This is a genomic window from Neptunitalea chrysea (assembly GCF_027924145.1).
In the GTDB taxonomy this organism is placed as follows: Bacteria; Bacteroidota; Bacteroidia; order Flavobacteriales; family Flavobacteriaceae; genus Neptunitalea; species Neptunitalea chrysea.
Genome location: NZ_BRVP01000005.1, coordinates 42,090 through 68,894 on the forward strand (window position 1 = coordinate 42,090; position 26,805 = coordinate 68,894).

Consider the following 26,805-nt stretch of genomic DNA (forward strand, 5'->3'; position numbering starts at 1 on the left):
TTAAATATATAATATAAAATGACAGAATTTTTTAAAAACACAGATAAAATAGCCTTTGAAGGTATAGAGAGTGATAATCCGCTAGCCTTTAAATGGTATGACGAAAATAGAATTGTAAGAGGTAAAACTTTAAAAGAGCATTTACGCTTTGCCATGGCATACTGGCATACACTTAATAATAAAGGTGGCGACCCCTTTGGGGCACCTACCGAAACATTTGAATGGGATGCTAAAGACGATGTTATTGAACGAGCTAAAGATAAAATGGATGCTGCTTTTGAATTTGCTTTTAAAATGGGAATTCCGTACTACTGCTTTCATGATGTAGATATTGTAGATGAGGCGCCTACACTTGCAGAATTTGAAAAAAGAATTCAAACAATGGTAGATTATGCCAAAGAAAAACAAGATGAAACTGGCATAAAGCTATTATGGGGAACTTCTAATCTTTTTACGAACCCACGTTATATGAATGGAGCTTCTACCAATCCTAATTTTGATGTGGTAGCTTATGCCGGAGCTCAAGTAAAGATAGCAATAGATGCTACTATAGCTCTTGGGGGAGAAAATTATGTTTTCTGGGGTGGTAGAGAAGGGTATATGAGCCTTTTAAACACCAACATGAAAAGAGAACAAGAACACATGGCACAGTTTTTAGGGATGTGTAGAGATTATGCGCGCAAACAAGGTTTTAAAGGTACTTTTTTAATTGAACCTAAACCTATGGAACCTACAAAACATCAATATGATTTTGATGCTGCTACTTGTTTAGGGTTTATAAATAAGTATGGTTTACAGAACGATTTTAAATTAAACTTAGAAGTGAACCATGCTACCTTAGCAGGACATACTTTTCAGCATGAACTACAAGTAGCTGTAGATGCAGGGAAATTAGGAAGTATAGATGCTAACCGTGGAGATTACCAAAACGGATGGGATACAGACCAGTTTCCTATTAATGTATTTGAAGTTACACAAGCCATGCTTGTAATACTTGAAGGTGGCGGTATTAAAGGAGGGGGTATCAATTTTGATGCTAAGGTGAGAAGAAATTCAACCGACTTGAATGATAAATTTATAGCCCATATAGCGGGCATGGATACCTTTGCGAGAGCACTCATCTCTGCAGATAAAATTTTAGAACATACAGCTTATAAAAAGCTTAGACAAGAACGCTATGCAAGTTATGATACTGGAAATGGAGCTAATTTTGAGAAAGGGACACTAACCTTAGAACAACTTTCTGAAATAGGTAAAGCTGCTGTTGAACCTCAAAAAATTAGCGGTAAACAAGAACTTTATGAACAAATTATAGCAAATAGTATTTAAAAGCATTTAGACTAATTTTATTTGAAATTTTCTTCATCGATGTAAGCCTTGGTAGTGTAATTTAAGTAAATGTGGCTAGTACTTATGGAGTTTGTTTTTAAAGAGAGTTTACTTCATCTCACTGAAAACACCCCTGTAAAAGGTCTTTTTAGTTTTAGAAGAAATGAAGCTACTTGTTACTAGCGGAAGGGAAGTTTCATAACGAATAATATAAATGAGTATATAAATGAAAAAAAGAGCAAAGATATTTTTAGGTTTTAGCGTAGGACTGGTGTTCATATGTAGCATTTCCTGTGATGAAAAACCGAAAGAAAATAAGAATACAGAAAAAAGCGGAGGGAAGAAGTATCTTACTTCTCCTTTGATAGAAGATTTATTTACTGCCGATCCTTCGGCACATGTTTTTGAAAATAAAATTTATATTTACCCATCTCATGATATTGATGCAGAGATTCCTGAAAATGATAATGGAGATCACTTTGCGATGAAGGATTATCATGTGTATTCTATGGATAGTATTGGGGGAAAGGTTACAGATCATGGAATGGTATTAGATGTTTCGGATGTACCTTGGGCTAAAAGACAAATGTGGGCACCGGATGCAGCTTATAAAGACGGAACGTATTTTTTGTATTTCCCTGCCAAAGATGCCAATGATATTTTTAGAATCGGAGTAGCAACTTCTGATACTCCTTACGGACCCTTTAAACCACAAAAAGAACCTATTTTAGGAAGTTTTAGTATTGATCCGGCGGTCTTTACCGATACTGATGGAAGTACTTATATGTATTTTGGCGGTATATGGGGAGGACAGCTTCAACGATGGACCAATGGTATATACGATTCAGAAGGTTCAATGACAGATTTAGAGGTAGATTCTCTGCCAGCTCTTAGTTGTAAGGTAGCTAAGCTTAGCTCCAATATGTTGAAGTTCGATGAGCCTGTAAGAGATGTTATTATTCTTGATAGCTTGGGACAAGAATTACGAACAGGGGATTATGATAGACGATTTTTTGAGGGTTCTTGGATGCATAAGTATCATGGTAAGTATTACTTTTCGTATTCTACTGGTGATACGCATTACTTAGCATATGCTATAGGAGAATCTCCTTTAGGACCACTTACTTATGCAGGACATTTTATGACTCCGGTTCAAGGATGGACTACGCATCATTCTATTATTGAAAGTAATGGAAAATGGTACCTTTTTTATCATGACACCGAACTATCTGGTAAAACTTGGTTACGAAATATTAAAGTAACAGAATTAGAGCATCTGCCTGATGGAACATTGAAAATGATTTATCCATAATTATAGATATATTTATTTGTTTGTTGTTAAAAGAGATATTTTCTGGGCTTAGAAAATATCTCTTTTTGTTTTGAATAGCATTTAGAATTTAATCTTTAAAAAGAAGTTAAGTAAAACGGAATAGAAGAAAATATGAGGAATATCTTTTTCTTGTAAATATGGGTGGGTAGGATTATAAATACTCTGCTCTATCATTAAAGATATTAATCAGGTAGTATTCGAAACAGTTGATATCCAATATCTATAGTGTTGCTCAAAATAGGGGATAAGACCGTGTATTTAGCCTCGTTCAAAATAAGCAAAATCGATGTCATGGGGGAATCTTCTGTGGTATGTTTTGGGTATGGCCGATACGCAAAACAATGAAAGGTGCTAATGTAAATATCGTAAAGGTCATTGGATTACGGAATGAATGTTAATTTGTGCGGATTGAAGTCCGGAAGCTCTTGCAGTAAGTTGAATTATACCAGGAGTATTTGTAGATTTTAGGATAGCAAGAATTTTTCCATTAAAGGCGTTTCTTTTAGACGATCCAAAAGAAGTCATATCTGAAGGATCCCCATTATCTGAAGCGATAAATACCCCAGGACCACTTATTTCAAAAGAGATCTCGTTATTTGCGGTGGGTACAGGAATCCCTTTAGCGTCTACTACTTGAACAGTAACGAAACAGAGATCTTCCCCATTAGCAATCATTTGAGTAGAAACTGTTTCAATTTTTAACTGGTGTGGAGCCATAGAAGTTGTTACACTATCTTCAGCCCACTTTTGTCCGTTCTTGTAGGCTATTACTTTTAGTGTTCCAGGGTTGTATTTAATAGTATCCCAGCGTAGACGATATTCATAAGCGCCTTTTTTCTTTCTTCCCATGGACTTTCCATTTAGAAATAATTCAGCTTCATCCCCAGAAGTAAAAACATGTACTGGAGTTTTTTTACCAATACGATCCGGCCAATTCCAATGGGGAAGAATATGAGCCATCGGAAAATTTGGACGCCATTTAGACTGGTACAAATAAAAACGATCTTTTTTAAATCCAGCTAAATCAATAACTCCATAATAAGAGCTTCTTGCCAAGTAATAAGGGGAGGGTTCTCCAAGATAGTCCCAACCACTCCATACAAACCCACCTGCCACGTAAGGATGTTGATCGAGTGAGGCAAAGACTTTATCAGCCGATGACCCAAAAGGAGCTGTGTATAACTCATAAGCACTAACATGCATGTTTTTGGAATCCCCTCCGGTACTATCCGATACAGGAGCACTGATTCGTTCTGTTACAGGGAATATATAAGTGCCACGACTACTAAGTGCCGCAGCATTTTCGCTACTTAAAATTACTTTATCAGGAAAGGTTTTATGAAATTTAGGGTATAAAGGAGCTGTATTAATTCCTTTGAGGTGTGCATAAGCGGGTGCATTTCGGATGCCTTCACCTTGGTAGTTAAGGCTAATAACATCGAGGGTTTCGGGCAAAGGCATATCAGGTTTAGCGTAATTCATAGATGCGGTCACAGGTCTTGTAGGATCTTCTTCTTTTACAATCAACTTAAGGCGTTTAGATATTTCAGCACCTGATATTCCGGTATATTGTTCTCCCACTTCATTGCCTGTACTCCATATAATTATGGAAGGATGATTTTTATCTCTTCTAACCCAGGCTCTCACATCTTGTTCATACCAGTCGTCAAATATTAAATGAAAATCATGCGGATTCTTTTTACGCTGCCATCCATCAAACATTTCATCTACTACTAGAAAACCCATTTTATCGGTTAAATCTAGAAGCTCTGGTGCAGGAGGGTTATGCGCTAGGCGAATGGCATTAACGCCCATTTCTGCAAGCATAGTAAGTTGTCTTTTAGCTGCTTTTACATTAAAAGCAGCACCTAAACTACCGAGGTCATGGTGTTGATTGACTCCCTGGATATATATTTTTTCTCCATTGACAAAAATACCTTTGTTGGCATCATAAGAAATAGTTCGTACCCCAAAGGTAGTTTCATAACGATCTATAATCTGACCGTTATTCTTTACTTCTGTAACAGCCACATAGAGGTTGGGAGATTGAGTAGGGGGAGGGCCCCAGAGTTTAGGATTTTGTAACGTTACCTTTGAAGAAAAAAGTGATGTATGGTAAGCATCAACGGTACAAGATTGTATAGGAAACGAAGTAATGACTTTATTCAAGTCTTCTGACTCGTAAATTTTGGTTAGAATTTCAACAGGCATTTTCTGGCCCGAGGTGTTTTTAAGCTTGACATCCATAGAAATTATGGCAGATGCCGATGATACATCTGTTGATGTAATGCGGGTTCCCCAATGATCAATATGTAGGCTATGAGTTTTAACGAGCCAAACATTTCTGTAAATACCGCCGCCAGGATACCACCTGGAGGAATGGTTAGGGTTGTCTATTCTAATGGCAATTTGGTTTGGAGCACCAAAATTTAGATACGGAGTCAAAGCAACTCTCCAAGAACTATATCCATAAGGCCATCCGCCAACTAAATGTCCGTTAACCCAAACAATTGCATAGGACATGGCTCCATCAAGATCTAAATAAATACTTTTCCCCTGATCTGAAATTGGGATATCTATTTTTTTACGATACCACGCTATCCCGTCGCTAGGGAGACGTCCCATTCCACCTCCAACTTTTGCATTCCACCCCTCCATAAAAGGACCATTTATAGCCCAATCATGAGGTAAATTAACTTGTTCCCAAGCGCTATCATCAAAGTCATATTGAACAAAAGGAAAATTAGATCCAGGGTCTCCTTGTGGTCTTTTGTAATGTTTTGATGAGTCTGCTAAAAACTCATTACCAGTAGGTAAAATGTATGGTTTTAACACGTGGTTATCAGCTGTCATTATCTCAGGAGCTGTAGGTTCCTGATCAGCCGGACGCGCTTCTTGTATTTCTTTTATTTCAGGACGCAGATCATAACATAAGCTATCTGCTGTTTTTTCGCTATCATATTTAAAAAATGTCCAACCATTATTTAAGCTTATGCGTTCTCTTGGAGGAGACAAAGGAGATGTTATTTTGGAATTACATGAAGAAAGGAGTGCTAAAATAAAAAGATTTTGGATCCACTTTCTATATTTTTTATGGGTATTAGCATGTGTCATAGGTTTCATAATTTACTTTTGATAAATACTTTCAATTGGAGATAAATAGGTATGGAGTTGCTTGGTTGTAAATACAATTTGTTGTAGGACAACACCTGGATCAATAGCATAAATTGTTAAGGTGTGTGCCCCTTCACTCAGTAACTCGTCTGTATGTACTTGTATACAATGATTACGGACCATATCATTCCAGTTATCGTTGGTGTCTTTTAGAAGCGTTAGTGTTGTTGGTTCATTGTCATCAATAGCGTAAGCAAATTGGAGTCCCCCTTTATTCATAAAATCCAACGTAGGAGATACATAAAATAATAGCGTACGTGACTCATTGCTTTGAACCGTAAACGCATAAGTTACCTTGTCCTGAAGGGTTATACTATCGGAAAACATTTTTACAGGTCTTATAGCGGAGTCTTTTCTACCTAGATATGGAATTTGTTCCCATCCACTGTTAGAGTTAAAATGGGTTGCCTTAAAGCTTACTACATCATTGTATTCAACAAAACCTTTAGGAGTAAAGCTATAAGGAACGAAGTCTACTTTTATTGTAGCGGACCGCTTGGGGGAGGTAATCTTAAATACCCCTTTTTGTATGTGGGATAGAATTTGCGACTCTTTCACTTTTACATACACCGTATAAACGGAGTCTACCGTTCCTTTTGTAGCAGAGAGGGAAAGCCATTTAGGTACATTCTTTATCTGAAATTTAAAAGGTTTTTTTCCTTGATTAAAAATTTGAAAACTTGTCTGTTGATGTAGGCTGTCCAATGGAGGAAGCGTAAGAATCTTTGTACTGGGAAAATAATTTATTTGGTTAGGAACAGCAATTCCCATTAGTCCTTCATCTGGTAATTCAATAGTATAAGTATCTGGTACTATATTTTCTTTTGGATCAGACCAGGAAGAATAACCAATATGGGTTTGATCCATAAAATGATCCCACTTTCCATGATTGAGTAAATGGTATTTTTTTGAAAGTGTTGCATCCTTTTGAAATAACTGTTGCACTTGTTTACCATACTTATTTGTGGTATTGCGTTTTTCTACAGCATACATTTTGTTTTTAGCGGAAGCAACATACATTTTAGTTAAGTTTGCAACAGCATTTACAGGATATTGAACCAATTGATAATAGGCTGATTGATATGTTGATGGTAATAGATTGGCTATACTGTCTGCTTTTGCATTCATTACGTCATATTCTGAAGTAATAAGGTTCGCCTCATTATTATAGGATAAACTGTATGTTTTTTCAGAAAGTAATTCTGGAGTTCTTCGACTGTTGTAGGTTGTATATTTTTGGAGTAGCGCTCCGATGGTTTTGGCATGGGCTGTGCCAAATTGTATTGCTGCCCAATTTTCTGGATATTTTTCCAGCTCTTTTAGACCTATTTTTTCAGGATTCCAAGCATAGTCTAAGAAGAAGTTAATTGGGTATTCCATAGGTTTGATATCACCTACATTTACAATCCATATTTTTCTGGCTTGGTAGGCATAAGCTAAAGACATTTGTTCATAGATCCGCGAAATTTGAGTAACATTGATCCATTTATAGCTTCTAGGGGCCCCTACATAATCCAAATGGTAATAGATTCCGTACCCTCCTTTGCGGGGAGGAGCTTTTGGATTTGGTAACATTCTTAAATTCCCCCAATTATCATCAGATAGTAAGAGTGTAACATCATCAGGCACTCGCATTCCTTGATCGTAATATTCTTGTACTTCTTTATATAAAGCCCAAACTTGCGGAGTTTCTTCAGCAGGCTTTTCGGTTACCTCTTCAATAATAAGACGTTGGTTTTTTACAATATTTTCAAGTAATTCAATAGCGGTTCCCTTCGTCATCGGTTCGTCTCCATCTCCTCGCATGCCTACGGTTACAATGCTTTCATAGTCTTGCATTCGTTGTATTCCTTTTTTCCAGAAGGCATTTAATTGCTCGGAATTTGTTGTATAATTCCATTCTCCTATTCCATATCTTCTCCATTCATCATGAGCTCTCATTAAAGGCTCATGATGAGAGGTACTTATCACAACACCATATCGATTGGCTATTTCAGGGTTAAGAATATCATCGTCGTAAAAAGCTTTTCCCCACATAGCGGGCCATAAAAAATTTCCTTTGAGTCGTAAGATTAATTCAAAAACTTTTTCGTAAAACTGATGGTTGAACCCCCCAAATTTTTCATAAGCCCAATTGGTTAAGGAAGGAGCTTCATCATTTATAAAAATACCTCTGTATTGTACCTTTGGCCCTGGATCACTAAAATTGATAGCTTTGAGATATAATTCTTCTGAATGGGGGATAGGTACATCTGCCCACCAATACCATGGGGATACTCCAATTTTTTTAGAGAGTTCATAAATTCCGTATATAGTGCCACGTTTATCACTTCCTAAAATATAGATATTATGAGGATTTGATGGGCTTTGAGTTATCAGGTAAGCCTCCCATTTTGATTTGATACCGGAAGTATCAATATGATCGGCCACCACAAGGCTGTCAATAAAGGGAGAGTGTAAGCTACCAACAATTATGTTGTAATGCTCAAGTTGGTTGTAAACAATTTCACAATCCTTTTTTGTAACCTTTTTAAGATCTGCTTTAAGATTATTCAGGGCAATTTTAATTCCTTCATAATCATTGGTATCCATGACAAGAGTGGCGGTTGAATTTTCAGTCACCAAAGGAAAAGTACTCCCATCTGTTTTTGTATAAGAGACTTCAAAAATTTGAGCGGTCATTTGTATGGGCAGGCAAATTAGCATCAACAGCAGGCCGAATAGGCAACTATTTTTGCATTTAGTGGTAAGATTCATAGTATTATAACGTTTTCGGTAATTGATGCATAATGTCAATAGTAAAGGATAGAATTTAACTGTATCGATCACATAATAATGTGTTGTAATTTATATTGAATTTTCAACGTTGTCTATCAATCCTACCTCGAGTCCTGTTAGCTCAGCAAGACCTTTGAGACGACCAATAAAGGAATATCCTGCGTAATAGGGTTTCTCTTTTTCAAGAGAGTGCAGGTAACCATGATCTGGGCGCATCGGAATTTGTTTGCCGGTATGTCTTGTATATTGTAGAATTAGCTTCATAATTGTCTTCATAGGAACATCTCCTTCAAGATGGTTTGATTCATAAAAAACACCGTTAGATGATTTAGTAACATTCCTTAAATGTAAAAAGTGAATGCGCTCTTTATGAGTTTCAAATATCGAAACTAAAGAGGTTGCGTTACCAGCACCTAAAGAACCAGTACAATAACATAGACCATTGGAAGGAGAGGGAACTTGTGAGAATATAAAATTCAATTGTTGCGCTGTACTTACAATACGAGGAAGTCCTAGTATTGAAAATGGAGGATCATCTGGGTGAATCGCCAGTTTAATTCCAAGAGCTTCTGCAGTGGGACATATTGCTTTTAAAAAAGCAATCAAGTTGTTTTGCAGATCTTTAGTGCTAATTTTTTGATATTCTTTTATTTGCTCTAGTAATTGTTGTAACGTAAAGTTATCGTTACTACCGGGGAGCCCTAATAAAATGCTTTTAGAAAGTGCAGACTTGTCAGCTTCTGACATGGAGATATAATATGCTTTTGCTTCTTGAATCTCAGGCTGCGTGTAGTCTTGACTAGCTAAAGGTCTTTGTAATATAAATAAATCAAAAACGCTAAATTTTACAGGATTAAAAAGAAGAACTTCTGCTCCTAGGTGATTTTTAAAAAAATGATCGGTGCGAACCCAATCTAATACAGGCATGAAATTGTAAGTAACAACTTTAATCCCTTGCTCGGCGAGATGCTTTAAACTAGTGATATAGTTTTCGATAAGTTTCTCGAAGTTTCCTGTTCTTTGTTTTATGTGTTCATGAACAGGTAGGCTTTCTACTACTTCCCATGTCAATCCATCACTTTCAATAATTTGTTTTGTGTTGGCTATTTCTTCTTTAGACCATATTTCTCCTACCGGAATGTGGTGTAATGAGGTTACAATTCCTGTAATTCCAGCTTGTTTGAGATCGGATAGGCTTAGGATATCTCCCGCTCCGTACCACCGCATTGTTTTTATTATATTACTTTTCATTAAAACCCAATTGAGTTACCTCCATCTATTGGTAAAATGGTTCCGGTAGTGTATTTTGCAGCTTCTGAGGCATAATAGAAAACAGCTTCAGCAATATCTGAGGGCTCTCCGAGTTTATTTAAAGGAGTTCTACTGAGTACTTTGTGCTTTCTATCTGGATCATTATCTAGCGCTTTAGAAGACATGTTTGTTTTTATAAACCCTGGAGCAACACAGTTTACCCGTATACCGTAAGGGGCTAAATCTACAGCCATAGACCTTGTAAGTCCTTCTATCGCGGCTTTACTAGCGCTATAGGCAGGTACTTGCGGAATACCATATATAGCGGCCATAGAACTTATATTAACAATAGATCCTTTGAGTTGTCCTTGCATTACACTGGCCACTTCACGACTTATTACAAAAACACTGGTGAGGTTGGTATGAATGATGTCTTGAAATTCTGATGTGGTAACTTCGAAGAAGTCCTTTTTCATGTTAATTCCCGCATTGTTTATCAAGATATCAATATGCCCTTCTTTCTTTTTTATGTGATGAATTATATCGGGTATTTTAGAAAGGTCTGTAAGATCGTGAAGAATATAGTTGGCATTAGTTCCTAAAGCTTCACAAGCGAGCTTTGTTTTTTCTTCATTTCTTCCAATGATGTAAGTGCGGATGTTTTCAGCACATAATTTCTTAGCAATAGCAAAACCAAGTCCGGCATTACCTCCGGTTACAATGGCAACTTTATTTGTTTTCATATAATAAGATTAATTCCATGAAGGATGTATGCCAGGTGCATACGGAAACTTCAAAGCTTTATAATAGTCTAATGTATGTGGGATTTCAGGGATAAATTCTGGAAGTGGCATTTTAGCAAATTGTTGAAAATATAACAAGCAGGCATTTCTCCACCATTGAGCTTCTGAATATTGAATTTCTAGTAACATACGCGTATCTTGATAGATGTCGTTGTTTACATAGGGCTGCATATGTTCCCATGTTTGTTGCATGTTCTTAACTTCGTTGACTCCTTGCTGATAGTACCAAGCCATTGTATACCATAGGGTATGTCCATTTTTCATTTTAAAATCCCATGGAACATGATAAAACCATAATAGATAGGCTTCGGGAATAGTATGAATGTTAGAAAATTGTTCTTGAATTTCTTTCGGATATTGTTCTAATGCATTACTACCGGTTTGTGTACGATCGAATCCGAGACCAAGGGAGTCAGCTCTATGATAGTATATGGAATTCCAATCGGGTCTTGACATATTTGCAATCCATGGTCCAGGGCCATAATGATGCTCTGCATTCATAATATGATGAAGCCCAAGAGGAGTCATATAATTCACTACAGCTTCTCGTGAATTGATAAGTAAGGGAGTCATTTGCTGAATGAATAAGGAATCAGTTGTAAAGGTCATACTTAGCCATTCTTTTGCAATGGATTCTGCACTTGTGGTAGGATCCCAGGCTTGTCTACCAAATCCATACCAATTGGCTTGAGCGAACGGATGTCCTGTCCAGTTCGTTTCTGTACCAATATTAGCCACTCCAGCCATCCCTGTAATTCTATGATCTTGATATAATTCACCATCAATTATTTTAGCAATAGTACTTCCTTTTCCTTTAGCATAAGTGTCAGTAGAGAGTACTTCCTCATATAATTTAGGTAAGAAAACAAGGTGAGAACCTTGTCCTAAGTATTCTTGAGTGATTTGAAATTCCATCATTAAAGACGTTTTTGGCATGGCTCCAAATAAAGGATGGTACGGTTCTCTTGGTTGAAAATCTATGGGACCATTTTTTACTTGCACTAAAACGTTTTCTTTAAAGGCTCCATCGAAAGGAGCAAATTCATTAAAGGCTTGCTTCGCACGATCTTCGGATTGTTGTTCAGAATATACGAAAGCACGCCACATAACTACACCCTGATAAGGTTCTAAAAGAGTAGCAAGCATGTTAGCTCCTTCTACATGAGATCTTCCATATGTGTTGGGGCCGGGTTGCCCCTCTGAATTCGCTTTTATCAGAAATCCTCCAAAATCTGGGATTTCTTTATAGATTTCGCTAATTTTTGACTTCCACCATTGAATTACCTCTTCATTTAAAGGATCTGCTGTTGGAAGTTTGCCCAATTCAATAGGAGCCGAAAATCGGGCTGTTAAGTAAACCTTTATACCATAAGGTCTAAAAATATCAGCCAATGTTTTCACTTTTTGCAGGTATGGAGAGGTCAATATATACGCATTGGAATTGACATTATTTAACACTGTGCCATTAATACCAATTGATGCATTTGCTCTGGCATATTCATAATAAATTTCCTTTTTAAACCCTGGTAATAAATGCCAGTCCCAAATTGAAAAACCAGCGTATCCACGTTCAACCGTACCGTCTAAGTTGTCCCAATGATTCAGAATCCTTAATTGTATCTTAGGACTATCGGTTATAGATATTGAGGAAATGTCTTTGTGAAGTTGCAATTGTTTTATAAAGCAATAGGTTCCATACAATAAACTAATATCGGTTTTACCTGTAATAATAAGGAGGTCTTTTTGATGAACTGTTATTGTTTGAATAATGAAACTTTCGTTGTTTACGAGTGATTGTGAATTGATTTTTTGCTTAAACTTAGAATCAAGATTGTCAATTTTAGCAATAATTATTTGAGGGGTAGTTGAGGTAAATGAAATACTGGTATCTAACATTTTGGTTGCCAGCATTTGTAATTCAGTTTTTATAATTTCCCCAGTTTCAGAGAAGGTCTTTATTTGTATATGTTTAATTTTTGAGGTATACGTTTCTTTGAGTTTATTGTTCAGTGGTTGAGAATAGGAAAGCCATAGTTCTTCGCTACTCTGAGAAAAACAAAAATTGCACGAAAAAAAAAGAATGAGTAAGCCAATAAGTGAATTGTATCTATTCATGATGAGCATGTTGCTTTTTATTCAATCGGTTGATACCATCAAAAATAGATAAAAAAACGAATAAAAACAAAAAAATCACTCAATCGATTGCATGAATGTTGCGTATTGTGTTTTTAGAAGATGTTAGCGGTTATGGTTGTTGTGTTAATAGCGTTTCGAAGATTTTCTAATAATGATGCTTGTGTCTAAAACAAATATTTCGGAAACACCGGCTATAGTTCTATCTGTGGTGTGTTCAAGAATTCGTTGAAATGAAAGCTCTCCCATTTTATAAGCAGGATGTGATACGGTAGAAAGGCTGGGTTCTATAATAGAAGCTATGGGGTCGTCGTTAAAACCGATGATGGCAATATCTTCAGGAATTCGTATTTGTTGTTCTTTTAAATATGTAATAGCACTCAGGGCTGCGGTGTCATTTGCAGAGAATATTCCGTCGGGTGGTAGGGGAAGTTTTAACAATTTTTCGGTAGCTATTTTTCCTTCTTCAAAGCTGAGGGATTTCAAGTTTATGATGAGTTCTTTGTCTATAGGAATGTTATGGTGTTTCAAGGCATCAAGATAGCCACTTCTTCGTTGGTTATATACGTTTAAATGCTGTGATCCGGCAAAGTGAGCAATTCGTTTGCAGCCTTGTTCAATAAGGTGTTGTGTGGCTTGGAAAGCCGAGTTGTAGTTGTCTATGATAACTTTGTAGCTGTTAAATGAAAGCGGAACTCTGTCTACAAATACTACTGGGATGCCTTGGTCTGTAAACTCTTTGAAGTGGTCGGTGTTTTTGGTTTCCATGGAGAGTGAAACAATTAAACCACTAACTCTGCTTTGGAGAAGGGTATTTGCGTTTGTAATTTCATCCTTATAATGATCGTTTGATTGACTAATTAAAACGTTGTACCCTGATTTTCTAGCAGCATCTTCAATACCGCTAATAAGTGTAGATACAAACGGACGGTTAATACGAGAAATGAGTATCCCAATCGTTTTGCTTTGTTTGCTTCTTAAACTGGCTGCTTGTGTGTTGGGTTTGTATCCCATTTCTTTAGCAGCTTTTTGAATATTTAAGGTAGTTTTTTTTCCGATGCTCTTATGGTTGTTTAGGGCTCGTGAAATAGTGCTTGGTGAGTAGTTGAGTTTTTTAGCAAGATCGTAGATGGTTATACTCATGGCGTGCAATAATGTTTAGTTGCGTAATTAATTTTGGAAGTGTAAATATATTAAAAATGAAAGTATGCTAAAGCAATGAGGTGGTTTTTGGGCGATTTCTCTATGTTTTTGGGTTTTTGTGTTAAAATAGAAATAGAGGCTTTGTTTGAATTTAAATTGTGTAAATTTACGCAATCGATTGTTTTTTTTAATCCGTAAGGAAAAGTTCTCGTCGTTTAAATGAGTTACAAACAAAGATATATTGTATGAAGACTATAAATATAAACCTTCTAGAAATGAGGATGTTGTTAATAACATTGCTTTTAGGAGGGTGTATGTATGCCCAAATAAACTTGCCTAAGCTGATAACTAATGGTATGGTGTTACAGCGAAATGCTGAAGTAAGAATTTGGGGGTGGGCATCTCCAGGTGAAAAGGTTACAGTTACTTTTCAGCAACAACATCAAACAGTAATTACCAATGAAGATCGTAATTGGTCAGTAAAGTTTTCTGATTTAACTGTAGGAGGACCGTATAATATGGTTGTTCAAGGGACTAATACCATCAATTTAAAAGATGTTTATGTAGGGGATGTTTATTTATGTTCTGGGCAATCCAATATGGAGTTACCAATGTATAGAGTAGCGCCTAAATATCCAGGAGAAATAGAGCAAGCTAATAATTTAAGTATACGGTATTTTAAGGTGCCAAAAGAATATACCTTGGAGGGCAGGCAAAACGATATTAGTGGTGGTAGCTGGTTACCGGTTACTCCAGAGAATTTATCAGATTTTTCGGCTGTAGCTTACTTTTATGCCAAGAATTTACATAATACATATAATATTCCAATAGGAATTATTGATGCAAGCTTGGGAGGGTCTCCGGTTCAAGCTTGGATTAGTGAGGAGTATTTAAAAGACTTTCCTACCTATGTTAAAGACATTGAACCTTTAAAAATAAAAGGAGCTATACAGCGATTGGAACAAGAGGATCAAGAACGTATTAAAGAGTGGTACCAAACGACGTATATAGGAGATGCATTAAATGAGAAAAAGGGTAGGTTTGGTGTGTTAGACTGGGAGAAGATACATGTTCCTGGTTTTTGGAAACAAACTTTAGGAGATATACATGGAGTAGTTTGGTACCAAAAAAAGTTTATGCTTGAAAAAAAGGACGATGGCAAAGAGGCTAAGCTTTTACTTGGGCGTATTGTAGATGCAGATTCCGTTTTTGTGAATGGCGTTTTTGTTGGAAATACCACATATCAGTATCCTCCAAGAAGATATCAAATTCCTAGTGGAATTTTAAAGGAAGGTGAGAATACCCTTGTGGTGAAAGTAATTAATGAAAGAGGTGACGGAGGATTTATAACTGACAAACCTTATCAATTGAATACAGCAGATACTGAAATTGATTTATCTGGAATTTGGTACTGTAAAATTGGAACAATAATGCCTGCGTTACAACCACAGCGTTTTTTTAGATGGAAACCTACTGGTCTTTACAACGCCATGATTCATCCTTTAAGTAATTATAGTATCAATGGGGTACTGTGGTACCAAGGGGAGTCTAATACAAATAACCCTAACGAATATAAGGAGTTGTTTGAAACACTAATTCAGTGTTGGAGAAAACAATGGAATTCAAATATTCCTTTTTTGTATGTGCAATTGGCTAATTTTATGGAACCTTCTAAGGTTCCAACAGATTCTAATTGGGCTAGATTACGCGAGGCACAATTGCAAACACTTGAATTACCAAATACAGCAATGGTTGTTACTATTGATGTAGGGGAGTGGAATGATATTCATCCACTTGATAAAAAGACTGTAGGAGATAGGTTGGCGAATGCAGCAGAATGTTTAGTATATCATGAGAAACAGGTAGTAGGCGGGCCTATATATAAATCGTTTAAAATACAAGATGATGCGATTATACTATCGTTTAATCAGACGGGAAGCGGATTAATGGTTAAGAATGGGCAAGAGTTAGGAGAATTCTCAATTGCAGGTTCCGATGGAATATTTTATTGGGCTCATGCTATCATTGATGGGAATACCGTTATTGTGAGCAGCAAGGAGGTATCTAGTCCGGTAGCTGTTCGCTATGCTTGGTCAAATAATCCAGTACATGCGAATTTATATAATAAAGAAGAATTTCCAGCCTCTCCTTTTCGTACCGATAATTGGTAGATGATTTGGTGTAAATAAAGATTTTTATATTTGGATAAATAACCCTTTAGAATTTAATTATATTCTAAGGGGTTATTTCGTTGATATGGATAGGATAGTTGTAAAGTATTAGAAGACTTCTTAACTACAAAATAATATTTTTATGGCATTACTAATAACTATTTCTACAAAAATTATTTGCTAACAACGGATAAATGTTTTGTTAGATATGATTGTCATCATAAATATGCTTATGAGGTATAGATTGTATGGTGGTTATTGTCTAAGTGTTTGTTTTTCATTTTATTATGGCGACTTTATATAGGTGTTCTAAATTGTTAAATAAATGTTAAAAACGCATTTTGTAACCTACTGAAAATTATATGTAACAAATGTGTAGCCCTTTGGAAAAAGTAAATTTTATCTTCGAATTGTAATTTAAACAATCAAAAAGAAAACGTTGTAGTTTTTAGGTATATGATGCTTATTCTACAGCTTTAACCTATCAAAATTTATTTTATGCAAAGTGTAGTTTTAAAGAGTTCTTCCCAACGATTTGGAGATTCAAGAAGAGCTAAAATAGTCTGTTCTTTAATTTTGATTTTATTTTCGGTTTTCATGTATGGTCAGGAAACCGTTACAGGTAAAATAACAGACAAAGATAAGGTGCCTTTACCTGGAGTAAGTATTCAGGTAAAAGGAACTGATAAAGGAACGTCAAGTGACTTTGATGGTAATTATACTATTGAGGCACCTACAAAAGATGCTGTATTAGTTTTTTCATATGTAGGTTTTAAGAACGAAGAGGTACTTGTAGGTAATCAGAAAGTTATTAACATCACTATGTCAGATGATCTTGAACAACTTGGAGAAGTAGTAGTGGTTGGATATGGTACTCAAAGAAAGGAAGCTATAACTGGTTCTGTTGCTTCTTTGGCCAGTGATGAGCTTAAAGAAGTACCATCTCCTAATGTATCGCAGGCTTTACAAGGTAGGGTTGTAGGAGTTGAGCTGTCTCAAACTTCTTCAAAGCCAGGGGCAGCTATGCAGATTCGTATTCGAGGTACGCGTTCTTTAACAGCAAATAATGATCCGTTAATAGTGTTGGATGGAATTCCTTTTTTCGGTTCTATTGGAGATATCAACCCTAATGATATTAAAAGTTTAGATATTTTGAAAGATGCATCGGCCACAGCTATTTATGGATCTCGAGGAGCTAATGGTGTTATTTTGATTACAACCACCAAGGGATACAAAGGACAAACAGCTAAATTCACCTATAATAGTTATGTGGGGTTAAAAACATTATTTGCAAGGTACCCAATGATGAATGGTCCAGAATTTGTTAAGTTGCGAGCATATGCTGGGATGTTTACTCAAAACGGAGAAGACGAATATGATGATGTGAATACAGATTGGCAGGATTTATTGTACTCAAATGCTCTTCTCACAAGTCATGATTTTGGTGTTTCAGGTGGAGGTGAAAAAGGAAGTTATAATTTTGGGTCAGGATATTACCGTGAAGAATCTGTACTTCCTGGGCAAGACTATCAACGATACTCATTAAGAGGTACTGTAAATCAGGAGATAGGAGTTTTTAAATTCGGAATTACAACCAATAACAACTATTCTGTTTCAAATGGAAATAACTTAGGTCTTTACACAACCCTAAGTACAACACCTATAGCTAATCCTTATAATGAAGATGGATCTTTAAAAGACATTGTAAAATTGTCGGCGGATAATCAGTATGTGTATACGAAAGAGCGTATAGAAGGATTAGGAGATAAATGGATTGATAGAACTAGGGCTTTCGGTACCTATAATAACCTTTATGGAGAAGTAGAAATACCAGGAGTTGAAGGGTTGAGTTATCGTACTAATATAGGTTTAAACTTAAGAGTTTCCAATAGTGGTTCTTATACAGGAGAAGGCGTATTTAGTTCAGAGCCTACAACTTTATCAAGAGCTTCCGTAGGAAATTCTTTCTTAACTCATTGGGTATTGGAAAATTTACTAACCTATGATCGTACCTTTGCTAAAAAGCATCATTTTAATGTTGTTGGATTGTATTCAGCAGAAGAGCGTCAGTACAATAGTACATATACTTCTGCTACTGATATTCCTTCAGATGCCTTTCAATTTTATAATTTAGGACAAGCTCAAGGAGAAATCACTGTAAATCCTGATTATCAAGGGTATTATAAAAGTGGTTTAATGTCTTACATGGCAAGAATCATGTATGACTATGATAATAAGTATATGTTTTCTGCAACCTGGCGTAACGATGGTTCTTCGAGACTGGCTTCAGGTCATGAGTGGCATAGCTATCCAGCGGTTTCAGCAGGATGGAACGTTACAAGCGAAAATTTCATGAAGGATATTAAAGTAATCAATCAATTAAAATTCAGAGTGGGTTATGGAGAAACTTCGAATCAATCTGTAGACCCTTATGCTACTTTAGGTAGACTTACTTCAAGACCTTATAATTTTGGAGATGATTATGTGACTGGTTTATATGTAACGACATTACCAAATCCAAATTTGGGTTGGGAATATTCGACCACCTGGAACTATGGGGTAGACTTTGGTCTTTTTGATAATCGATTGTCAGGAACCATAGAATATTATGTAACTAACACCAAGGATTTGCTATTAGGAGTTAATTTACCTTCAACTTCAGGGGTTAGTAGTTATACAGGGAATGTAGGAGCAACAGAGAATAAAGGAATTGAGTTTTCTTTAAAAGGAGTGATAGTTGAAACGGATGATTTCACTTGGGATGCCGGAATTAATATTTATGCCAATAAAAATAAGATTGTTTCCTTGGCATCAGGACAAGATAGAGATGAATCAAATTGGTGGTTTGTAGGACATTCTATTAATTCTATTTATGATTATAAATATGAAGGTCTTTGGCAAGAAGGGGATCCGTATTTAGATATTTTAGAGCCTGGTGGAAATGTAGGAATGATTAAAGTGAAGTATACTGGAGGCTATGATGACGATGGTGTACCATTAAGACAGGTTAATGCTGATGATCGCCAAATCATGAATGTGGATCCAGATTTTCAAGGGGGATTTAATACACGTGCAACCTATAAAAATTTTGATTTAAGCTTAGTAGGAGCATTTAAAAGTGGAGGCTTACTTATAAGTACGTTATATTCATCAGCAGGATATCTTAATATGTTAAGCGGGCGAAGAAATAATGTTGATGTAGATTATTGGACCGAAGATAACACAAATGCTAAATATCCGAAACCAGGGGGAATAGAGAATAGCAATAATCCAAAATATGGATCTACTCTTGGATATTTTGATGCTTCTTATGTAAAAATACGAGCCATTACATTAGGGTATAATTTTAACCAACAATTTATTAAGGATGTTGGTATAGACAATTGCCGACTTTATTTTACAGTTCAGAATCCTTTTGTTCTTTTTTCTCCTTATTATAAAGAATCTGGAATGGATCCTGAAACAAATTCCTATGGGGATGAGAACCAGGCAGTAGCATCTTACAAAGAAAGATTTTTAGTGATTGGAACTAACACCCCTTCCAACAGAAACTTCTTATTAGGTTTGAACTTAACATTTTAAAAAAAAACAATGATGAAACGTAAAAATATAAAACAAATTGTAGGAATCTTTTTAGCGGTTTTATTTACGGTTGGTTGTTCAGATATCTTAGAAGAGGAACCAAGAAGTATTTATACTCCCGATTATTTTAAAACAGAAGAAGGTGTGTATTCAGGACTTACTTCATTATATGCCCACCTTAGGTATATTTATGGAAACGGATATTACCTAAATGCTTGTTTAACAGGAACAGATGAGTATACGTATGGTCATGGTGCAGATGGTAATTTTAAGAATATGGATCTTTCAGGTGTAGGTACTTTAACAGCTTCTTCTAGTCGTTCGGATGTCCTTTGGAATAATACATTTTACAATATCAATACAGCTAGTGGAATTATTGAGAATGCTTCTGCTGTAGGAATAACAGAAGACTTAATCGCAGAAGCTCAGTTTTTTAGAGCATTTGATTATTTCTTATTAGTGCAAACTTTTGGGGGAGTACCTTTAGATTTGGGTGCAGGAGATTTGGCTTTTAACACTAGTACTGTAAGAACGTCAATCAGAAATACGGTTCCAGAAGTGTATACGCTGGCTGTTTTTCCAGATTTAATTTCTACGGTCAATAATTTACCTAGTAATGGTCGTGTTACAGGGGGAGTTACAAAAACACTTGCAAGATTGTATTTATCAAAGGCCTATCTTACCTATGGTTGGTGGTTAGAAAACCCTAATAATATAGCTACCTATCCTGAGGCGAACCGTACGGATCCGGATGGACATGATGCTCAATGGTATTATCAACAAGCATATGATGTTGCAATGGAGGCTATCAATGATCCAGGACCTTTCGGATTGGAGGATACGTATTACGATGTGAATGTGGGATCGAATGATCGAAATAAAGAAATGTTATTATATGCAGATCATACGGAAGGGAGTGAATATTATGATGGCTCTAGTCATTCCTATAATTCAGGATCATCTCCAGGTAATTTTGCGGTATGGATGGTTACATGGGATTACACCTTCTTACAGAGTGCCGAAGATACTAGTTGGAGCTCTGTGGTTAGATCTGTACAACGAGAAGCGGCTCAGGCTTATGGGCGTCCTTGGAAATGTATGGCTCCCCCTATTGGAGTTTTCACAAATACGTTTGCGGATAAGACTAATGACTCACGATATGATGGAACATTTGTTACTTCTTTTAGAGGAAACTGGAATAAAGGAGGATTGACTAATAGTGTATTGTATAATGCCAATGGTTTAGCAGTAGAACCCGGTGACGCTATTCTTACTTTTTTGGATGAAGAGCCTTCCGATGCTATTGATTATTCCAATTCATCTTATGATAGCAATGTGGGTGCTGGGGTGTTACCAGGACGATCTGATTTTGTGATTTCACCTCATGGAATTAGTCGTTATGCTTGGCCTAATCTTTGGAAAATAGGAACCTATAGAACGGATAATGGGGATGGACTTGGACAACCTAATGGAGGGATTACAAGACCTTTCCCTATAGCTAAATTCTCTGAGCTTTATTTTATAGCAGCAGAAGCAGCAGTGAAAGGAGCTTCTGGTAGTATGAGTGCTCGTGAGCTTGTAAATGTTATTAGAGCAAGAGCGGGTGTTTGGAGATGGGATAACAATGGAAATATTGAGAAAATAGAAGATGATAGCTCTGAAATGATGGCAGCTACTCCATCTGTAATTGACATTGATTATATTTTGGCAGAACGTTCTAGAGAGTATTATGGTGAAGGATATCGTTGGTATGATTTGGTAAGAACTCAAAAGTGGAGTGAGTATGCGGCTTCCTATCAAATATGTGGCCCTGGTTTAGGGGATCATACCCCTGAGACTTTTACACGAACTATAGAAAACTATATGTATCTAAGACCCATACCTCAAGGTCAGTTAGATGCTATGGAAATGTCGGAAACTGATATAAGTGCTTATCAAAACCCGGGATATGAATAAATAGGATTCTGTTTTTGAAACTATAAAAAAACAGTAAGAGTATTACGTTCTTACTGTTTTGTTTTATAGAGAAAGAATTTATTTCTCTTTTTTAAGGTAGGTAAGTTTATTTTTTTGGATTGTAATAGACATTCATAGAATTCTACTACTTTGTACTTAATGAGATACTAATATTGGTAAATATATTATTTACATTTAAGCTTCGCTTTTAATTACTAAACGGAAACCTTCTCCGTGGATATTTAAAATCTCAACGTCTTCATCTCTTTTTAAGTACTTTCTTAATTTAGCAATGTATACATCCATACTTCTTGAAGTAAAGTAGTTGTCATCTCTCCATATTTTTGTTAATGCTAGCTCACGTGGCATAAGATCATTTTCATGCAATGCTAATAAACGTAATAATTCGTTTTCTTTTGGAGATAGTTTAATTGGCTCTTCTTCTTCAAATGTAAGGAAACGTAATTTAGAGTTTAATTTAAATTTACCAATAGTAAATTCAAATTGTTTGCTGTCGGCTATTGAATCAACAGATTTTCTGCTAATAATACTTTGAATTTTAGCAAGTAAAACTTCAGAATCGAAAGGTTTATTTAAGTAATCGTCAGCGCCTACTTTATATCCTTTCAAAACATCTTCTTTCATTGTTTTAGCGGTAAGAAAGACGATTGGCACTGTATCATTTTTTTCTCTAATTTCTTTAGCTAAAGTAAATCCATCTTTATATGGCATCATTACATCTAAAATACAAAGGTCGTAATTATCTTTCTTAAATTTTTCAAAACCTTCCATTCCGTTTTTAGCCAATACAACATCAAAATCGTTCATAGATAAATAATCTTTTAGAACAATTCCAAAATTTGGATCGTCTTCTACTAATAAAATCTTTTTGTTAACTGTCTCCATAGTTTTTTTAAATTAAAGGTAACTTTATATAAAAGGTACTTCCTTTGCCTTTTTCGCTTTCAGCATATACCTCTCCTTGATGATCATCTACTATTTTCTTAACATACGCAAGACCTAATCCATGCCCCTTTACGTTGTGTATATCTCCCGTATGTTCTCTATAAAACTTTTCAAAAGCTTTTTTCAAAACGGCTTTGTTCATTCCAATTCCGTTATCTTGTATTTTAATAATAACGCTATTATTAACAACTTCTGTATAGACCTCAATTTGTGGTGGTCCCTCAGAATATTTAACCGCATTATCTAAAATATTAACCAAGACATTCGTGAAGTGAACATCATTTGCAAGAACTTCAGTTTTTTCTGCTTGCAGGTGTTCATTAATATATCCTCCACGATCTTCTACAATTAATAGTACATGTGTAATAGCGTCTGTTATAAGATCATGTACATCAAGTCTTTCTTTACTAATATTTAGTTCGTTTTTCTCCAAACGAGATATTCTTAACACATTTTCTACTTGCGCATGCATTCTTTTATTTTCTTCTTTAATCACATTTAAATAGTGATTTAACTTTTGAGTATCTCCCATTATTTTAGGAGATTTTACAGAGTCTAAAGCCAAGTTTATTGTTGCAATAGGCGTTTTAAACTCATGCGTCATATTATTAATAAAGTCGGTCTTTATTTCAGAAATTTGACGCTGTCTCAATAATTGAAGTAAGGCGCTTGAGTATGCAATGATGATAATAAGTGTAAAGGCTATAGAAAGTACAACCATTACAATTATAGAAGAAATTAAATATTTTTTCTTACTAGGGAAACTTACTATTAAATCGTATTCAATTTTATTTTCATTATCTGTAAATAAAGGAGCTGAATATTGACTTCCGTTAGCAATCTCAAAGTTATCAGATCTTATTTTGGTAGCAAGGGCATCACTATAAATACCATACTCGAATTTAAGATCTAAATTACGCGCTTTTAATTCCTTTTTTAATAACTCTTTAATTTTCTCTTTAGATGTCCTGCGTGTAATAGGAAACGTTTTTGCCACATCTTTATAAGCATTTAAATACATTGCCTTATCAAGATCGCTTAACCTTCTTATTTTACTTATATTATCTTGAGGAGATCTAATTCTTTTATTATCAATCAACGCTTCATTTTCGGTAGTTATTGTACTAACATTAATGTACCTTTTTAATTGAATAGAATCTAAGCTGTTTTCAAAGAGCGGTGAATACCCAAAATTTTCTTCTAAAATTTCATTTGAGTAAATAAACGGTTGATTCGTTTTTTCATCTATTCCTTTTAAGTAAAGTTGTCGAATAGATTTAATAGTTGGTTCAATAGAGTCTATGTTATTATTAATAAGTGTCTCAACGAAATGTTTTATTTCTTGGTTTTGGATTTCGTTAGTAACGGCAGTTAATGCCAACGAGACATTCATGGAAAATTGATCCTCCTTATCATCCACTGATGTCTTGATCCAATATCCTTGAACAAATATAATTCCAATGAGTGACAGACTCATTAAGATAACTAGCAATACGAATAATTTCTTACCCATCGGATCAAAATTAACAGTTTAATTTTAACATTTCAGGGCTTTTAACCTAACCTTAACAATAATGTTAAAACTTTAAGTGGTATGCTATTTTTTAGAAAGAATTTGAAGTATTTCATGTACTTGAAGACGCGTGTTTTCTAAATCTTTATTTGTTATAACATAATCAGATTGAGCAGTTTTTTGTGCATCACTCCACTGATTTTTCATTCTTGCTTCTATGGCTTCTTTAGTAGTATGATCACGCTCTAAAACTCGTTGAATTTTAATTTCTTTAGGAGCTGTTACCGTAATAATGACATCACAATGTTCATCTCCTCCAGATTCAAATAAAATGGCAGATTCTTTTATAACAAACGGAGTTTTTTGTTCATGATACCAATTCTTAAAATCGGCATGCACTTCGGGGTGTACAATGGCGTTCAATTTTTCAAGTAGTTCTTTATTGTGAAATACCTGTTGGGCAATAAAAGGTCTGTTTGGTTTATTGTCAATAATGGCTTCTTTACCCAAAAGATCAATTAAAGAATTTTTTATTTTTTTAGAGGACTCTATCAAGCTTCTTGCTGCTAAATCTGTAATGTATACAGGAACGCCTAATTCTTCAAACATTTTGGCAACTGTAGATTTGCCGCTACCAATACCTCCTGTTAATCCTACTATCATATTATTTTTTGCGCATTAATACCTGAAAGTTACTATCGTTTATTTCTAGAATTTCAATATTATCTGGTTTACTTCTTATAAAAGTTTTAGCAAAAGTGGAGGTAGAGTCTATAGCGGTGTAATCACAAACCAAATCAAAATCGTTTGTAGACAATGTTTTAAGATTATTTAAACTACCCTTACATAATACTTTTATTTTTTCAGGAAAAGGTTTTATAGTAATATTTTTAGGTACGTTTATAAATCTAACAGGTAAACTAATTTCTTTTTCGGAAAAGCGTTCGACTATACCACTAAGTTTTACCTCATTTTCAGAATACGATATATCTCCTGAAGGAGGCGTTGCTAACGCTATAGTAAAACTGAAGTCTTTATACACGTTTTCTATACTTTTATAATCAGTATTTACAATTGAAATACTATCTAATATTTCAGAAGGGCCATAAGCTGTAATAAATTTAGGTTCTACTGCAATAGCACCTTTTAATTGGTAACCATTTTTATAAATCAACTGAATTAATGGTTTTACCAAAAGCCGTTTACTTTTTAGAGTGTCTATTTGAATAGATACAGATTCAGGCGTTACAGCAAGTACATTACTCCTTTTAAATAGTTGACGTTCCAAAGCATTTTTGTATCGGCTATTAGATAAGTCAACGGTAATTTTATGTTCTCCTAAATTAGTAACGTCAATATTAAACTCCTTACTAGATAGATTGTGTCTTAACAATTGAAAACCGGTAGATTTTACCAGTACATTAACCTTTTCTAACGATTGATCGGAAATTATCTTTTGTTTATCTGTCTCATAAAATTGTAAGGTCACTGTATAGTTTTGCTCGTATTCTTTAGAAAGCTTAATTAGTAACCATATAATAAAAGAGAATCCAAGAAAAACAAGAAAAGTAATTGTTTTCTTGTTTCTAAATATTGTTTTTATAGATTTACTTTTACTCACTTCAATTTTATTTAAAGAATACTTGTGGAAACAAATCCTCTGGTTTTTTTTCTGATGTATTTAACTTGATAGTTGCCTTTAAAAAGGCATAACCATATCCTGAAAATTGAATTACAACAGCTACTAAAGATAATACAGCTATTTTAAAACTTTTGTTTTTTAACATACTTTCAGAGAAGATAAGGAGAAAATATAAAATATATCCATAAATAAAGTAATGCATGTTAAATAGTAACATGAATAGGCTAAATAGAAGCCCGGTAATAAATACCGAAGGAAACCAATACGTTATTTTTTTACTTTCAGGGTGCCAGGTATTTAAAATGGGTCTTGTTAACCCGAACTTGTACACTTGTTTATAAAAACTTTTCCATGATATTCTTCTTTTATGATACACAAAAGCACTATCAATATAAGCAGTTTCAAATCCCGCTTTCCATATTCTTAAAGTAAGATCAGGGTCTTCTCCAGGATGAATTTTACCAAAACCTTGTGTTGTTTCAAAAGCTTTTTTAGAAATACCCATGTTAAAGCTTCTGGGTTGAAACTTATTTATAGCTTTTTTACTACCTCTTATTCCACCAGTGGTAAAAAAGGAAGTCATACTATAGCTAATGGCTTTTTGTAAAGCAGAAAAGGACTTATGTTCAGCATCTCTACCTCCAAAACATTCAACATAGTTTTTTTTTAAGTAAGTGCTCACATTGGTGAGGTAGTCAGGCGGAATAATACAATCGGAATCCAGTATTATAAAATAATTTCCCTTTGCCTTTTGCATTCCGTAGTTTCTGGAGTCGCCCGGACCTGAATTTGATTTGTAATAATACGAAATATGAAGTCTATCTGAATAGTTCTCAATAACTTCTTTAGCATTAATATCTGAACCATCTTCAATAATTACTATTTCATAATTTTGATGGTATGTTTGAGAAGTCAGACTTTCTAAAAGTTCGTCTATTTCATCAGGCCTATTGTATACAGGAATGACTAGTGAAAAATTAAGCTCCATAAAGCAAATGTAGCTATATTCAAAAAAAAAAGCTACCCATTTG

16 protein-coding genes are annotated in these 26,805 nt (G+C 35.1%); 5 read left to right on the top strand and 11 right to left on the bottom strand.

The window, feature by feature from the left end; all coding sequences use genetic code 11:
• The first annotated feature begins 18 nt into the window (after nt 1-18).
• Entirely contained in the window at nt 19-1,329 is a 1,311-nt protein-coding gene (gene xylA / locus NBRC110019_RS04575; protein ID WP_281752849.1) for a xylose isomerase, read from the top strand.
• A gap of 226 nt (nt 1,330-1,555) precedes the next feature.
• Nucleotides 1,556-2,641 carry a glycoside hydrolase family 43 protein gene (locus NBRC110019_RS04580; RefSeq protein WP_281752851.1) on the top strand — a complete coding sequence of 362 codons (1,086 nt, stop codon included), beginning with the start codon at nt 1,556-1,558 and terminating at the stop codon, nt 2,639-2,641.
• A 393-nt stretch (nt 2,642-3,034) separates the two neighbouring features.
• On the opposite strand, the gene galB is transcribed toward NBRC110019_RS04580, so the two are convergent.
• The 6 genes from galB to NBRC110019_RS04610 form a co-directional block, all read right to left on the bottom strand.
• Complete coding sequence (galB, locus tag NBRC110019_RS04585; protein WP_281752853.1) at nt 3,035-5,785, bottom strand: beta-galactosidase GalB; 2,751 nt, start codon at nt 5,783-5,785, stop codon at nt 3,035-3,037.
• A gap of 3 nt (nt 5,786-5,788) precedes the next feature.
• Nucleotides 5,789-8,518, bottom strand: a complete 2,730-nt coding sequence (locus NBRC110019_RS04590) for a glycosyl hydrolase 115 family protein (protein WP_281752855.1) — start codon at nt 8,516-8,518, stop codon at nt 5,789-5,791.
• Between the two features lie 165 nt (nt 8,519-8,683).
• Nucleotides 8,684-9,841, bottom strand: a complete 1,158-nt coding sequence (uxuA, locus tag NBRC110019_RS04595) for a mannonate dehydratase (RefSeq protein ID WP_281752858.1) — start codon at nt 9,839-9,841, stop codon at nt 8,684-8,686.
• Between the two features lie 23 nt (nt 9,842-9,864).
• On the bottom strand, nt 9,865-10,608 hold the full coding sequence (locus NBRC110019_RS04600; RefSeq protein ID WP_281752860.1) for an SDR family NAD(P)-dependent oxidoreductase: 744 nt from the start codon (nt 10,606-10,608) through the stop codon (nt 9,865-9,867).
• 9 nt (nt 10,609-10,617) lie between these two features.
• Entirely contained in the window at nt 10,618-12,783 is a 2,166-nt protein-coding gene (locus NBRC110019_RS04605) for an alpha-glucuronidase family glycosyl hydrolase (RefSeq protein ID WP_281752862.1), read from the bottom strand.
• 144 nt (nt 12,784-12,927) lie between these two features.
• Nucleotides 12,928-13,944, bottom strand: coding sequence for a LacI family DNA-binding transcriptional regulator (locus NBRC110019_RS04610; RefSeq protein WP_281752864.1), 1,017 nt, complete (start codon nt 13,942-13,944; stop codon nt 12,928-12,930).
• A 245-nt stretch (nt 13,945-14,189) separates the two neighbouring features.
• Here NBRC110019_RS04610 and NBRC110019_RS04615 point away from each other — a divergent pair, with 245 nt between their 5' ends.
• From NBRC110019_RS04615 to NBRC110019_RS04625, 3 genes are all read left to right on the top strand, one after another.
• A complete protein-coding gene (locus NBRC110019_RS04615; RefSeq protein WP_281752866.1) occupies nt 14,190-16,115 on the top strand; it encodes a sialate O-acetylesterase in 1,926 nt (641 codons plus the stop codon).
• A gap of 498 nt (nt 16,116-16,613) precedes the next feature.
• Nucleotides 16,614-19,697, top strand: a complete 3,084-nt coding sequence (locus NBRC110019_RS04620; RefSeq protein WP_281752868.1) for a SusC/RagA family TonB-linked outer membrane protein — start codon at nt 16,614-16,616, stop codon at nt 19,695-19,697.
• Nucleotides 19,698-19,709: 12 nt separating this feature from the next.
• Nucleotides 19,710-21,653, top strand: coding sequence for a RagB/SusD family nutrient uptake outer membrane protein (locus NBRC110019_RS04625; RefSeq protein WP_281753045.1), 1,944 nt, complete (start codon nt 19,710-19,712; stop codon nt 21,651-21,653).
• Between the two features lie 195 nt (nt 21,654-21,848).
• On the opposite strand, the gene NBRC110019_RS04630 is transcribed toward NBRC110019_RS04625, so the two are convergent.
• The 5 genes from NBRC110019_RS04630 to NBRC110019_RS04650 all read right to left on the bottom strand — a co-directional run bounded on the left by NBRC110019_RS04630 (nt 21,849) and on the right by NBRC110019_RS04650 (nt 26,762).
• Nucleotides 21,849-22,559: a response regulator transcription factor gene (locus NBRC110019_RS04630; protein WP_281752870.1), complete on the bottom strand. Its 711-nt coding sequence runs from the start codon at nt 22,557-22,559 to the stop codon at nt 21,849-21,851.
• Nucleotides 22,560-22,566: 7 nt separating this feature from the next.
• On the bottom strand, nt 22,567-24,132 hold the full coding sequence (locus tag NBRC110019_RS04635) for a sensor histidine kinase (RefSeq protein WP_281752872.1): 1,566 nt from the start codon (nt 24,130-24,132) through the stop codon (nt 22,567-22,569).
• 84 nt (nt 24,133-24,216) lie between these two features.
• A complete protein-coding gene (coaE, locus tag NBRC110019_RS04640; protein WP_281752874.1) occupies nt 24,217-24,795 on the bottom strand; it encodes a dephospho-CoA kinase in 579 nt (192 codons plus the stop codon).
• A 1-nt stretch (nt 24,796) separates the two neighbouring features.
• The gene (locus tag NBRC110019_RS04645; protein ID WP_281752877.1) at nt 24,797-25,753 is read right to left on the bottom strand and encodes a YbbR-like domain-containing protein; all 957 of its coding nucleotides are present in this window, start codon (nt 25,751-25,753) and stop codon (nt 24,797-24,799) included.
• Between the two features lie 7 nt (nt 25,754-25,760).
• The gene (locus tag NBRC110019_RS04650) at nt 25,761-26,762 is read right to left on the bottom strand and encodes a glycosyltransferase family 2 protein (protein WP_281752879.1); all 1,002 of its coding nucleotides are present in this window, start codon (nt 26,760-26,762) and stop codon (nt 25,761-25,763) included.
• Nucleotides 26,763-26,805 lie beyond the last annotated feature (43 nt).

What these genes read in the sequence shown, in the direction of transcription:
- NBRC110019_RS04635 (WP_281752872.1), bottom strand. Translation starts at nt 24,132, where the DNA reads ATGGGTAAGAAATTATTCGTATTGCTAGTTATCTTAATGAGTCTGTCA.
- NBRC110019_RS04610 (WP_281752864.1), bottom strand. Translation starts at nt 13,944, where the DNA reads ATGAGTATAACCATCTACGATCTTGCTAAAAAACTCAACTACTCACCA.
- NBRC110019_RS04650 (WP_281752879.1), bottom strand. Translation starts at nt 26,762, where the DNA reads ATGGAGCTTAATTTTTCACTAGTCATTCCTGTATACAATAGGCCTGAT.
- NBRC110019_RS04625 (WP_281753045.1), top strand. Translation starts at nt 19,710, where the DNA reads ATGAAACGTAAAAATATAAAACAAATTGTAGGAATCTTTTTAGCGGTT.
- NBRC110019_RS04630 (WP_281752870.1), bottom strand. Translation starts at nt 22,559, where the DNA reads ATGGAGACAGTTAACAAAAAGATTTTATTAGTAGAAGACGATCCAAAT.
- xylA (WP_281752849.1), top strand. Translation starts at nt 19, where the DNA reads ATGACAGAATTTTTTAAAAACACAGATAAAATAGCCTTTGAAGGTATA.
- NBRC110019_RS04590 (WP_281752855.1), bottom strand. Translation starts at nt 8,518, where the DNA reads ATGACCGCTCAAATTTTTGAAGTCTCTTATACAAAAACAGATGGGAGT.
- NBRC110019_RS04605 (WP_281752862.1), bottom strand. Translation starts at nt 12,783, where the DNA reads ATGAATAGATACAATTCACTTATTGGCTTACTCATTCTTTTTTTTTCG.
- NBRC110019_RS04580 (WP_281752851.1), top strand. Translation starts at nt 1,556, where the DNA reads ATGAAAAAAAGAGCAAAGATATTTTTAGGTTTTAGCGTAGGACTGGTG.
- NBRC110019_RS04600 (WP_281752860.1), bottom strand. Translation starts at nt 10,608, where the DNA reads ATGAAAACAAATAAAGTTGCCATTGTAACCGGAGGTAATGCCGGACTT.
- coaE (WP_281752874.1), bottom strand. Translation starts at nt 24,795, where the DNA reads ATGATAGTAGGATTAACAGGAGGTATTGGTAGCGGCAAATCTACAGTT.
- uxuA (WP_281752858.1), bottom strand. Translation starts at nt 9,841, where the DNA reads ATGCGGTGGTACGGAGCGGGAGATATCCTAAGCCTATCCGATCTCAAA.
- NBRC110019_RS04620 (WP_281752868.1), top strand. Translation starts at nt 16,614, where the DNA reads ATGCAAAGTGTAGTTTTAAAGAGTTCTTCCCAACGATTTGGAGATTCA.
- NBRC110019_RS04615 (WP_281752866.1), top strand. Translation starts at nt 14,190, where the DNA reads ATGAAGACTATAAATATAAACCTTCTAGAAATGAGGATGTTGTTAATA.
- galB (WP_281752853.1), bottom strand. Translation starts at nt 5,785, where the DNA reads ATGAAACCTATGACACATGCTAATACCCATAAAAAATATAGAAAGTGG.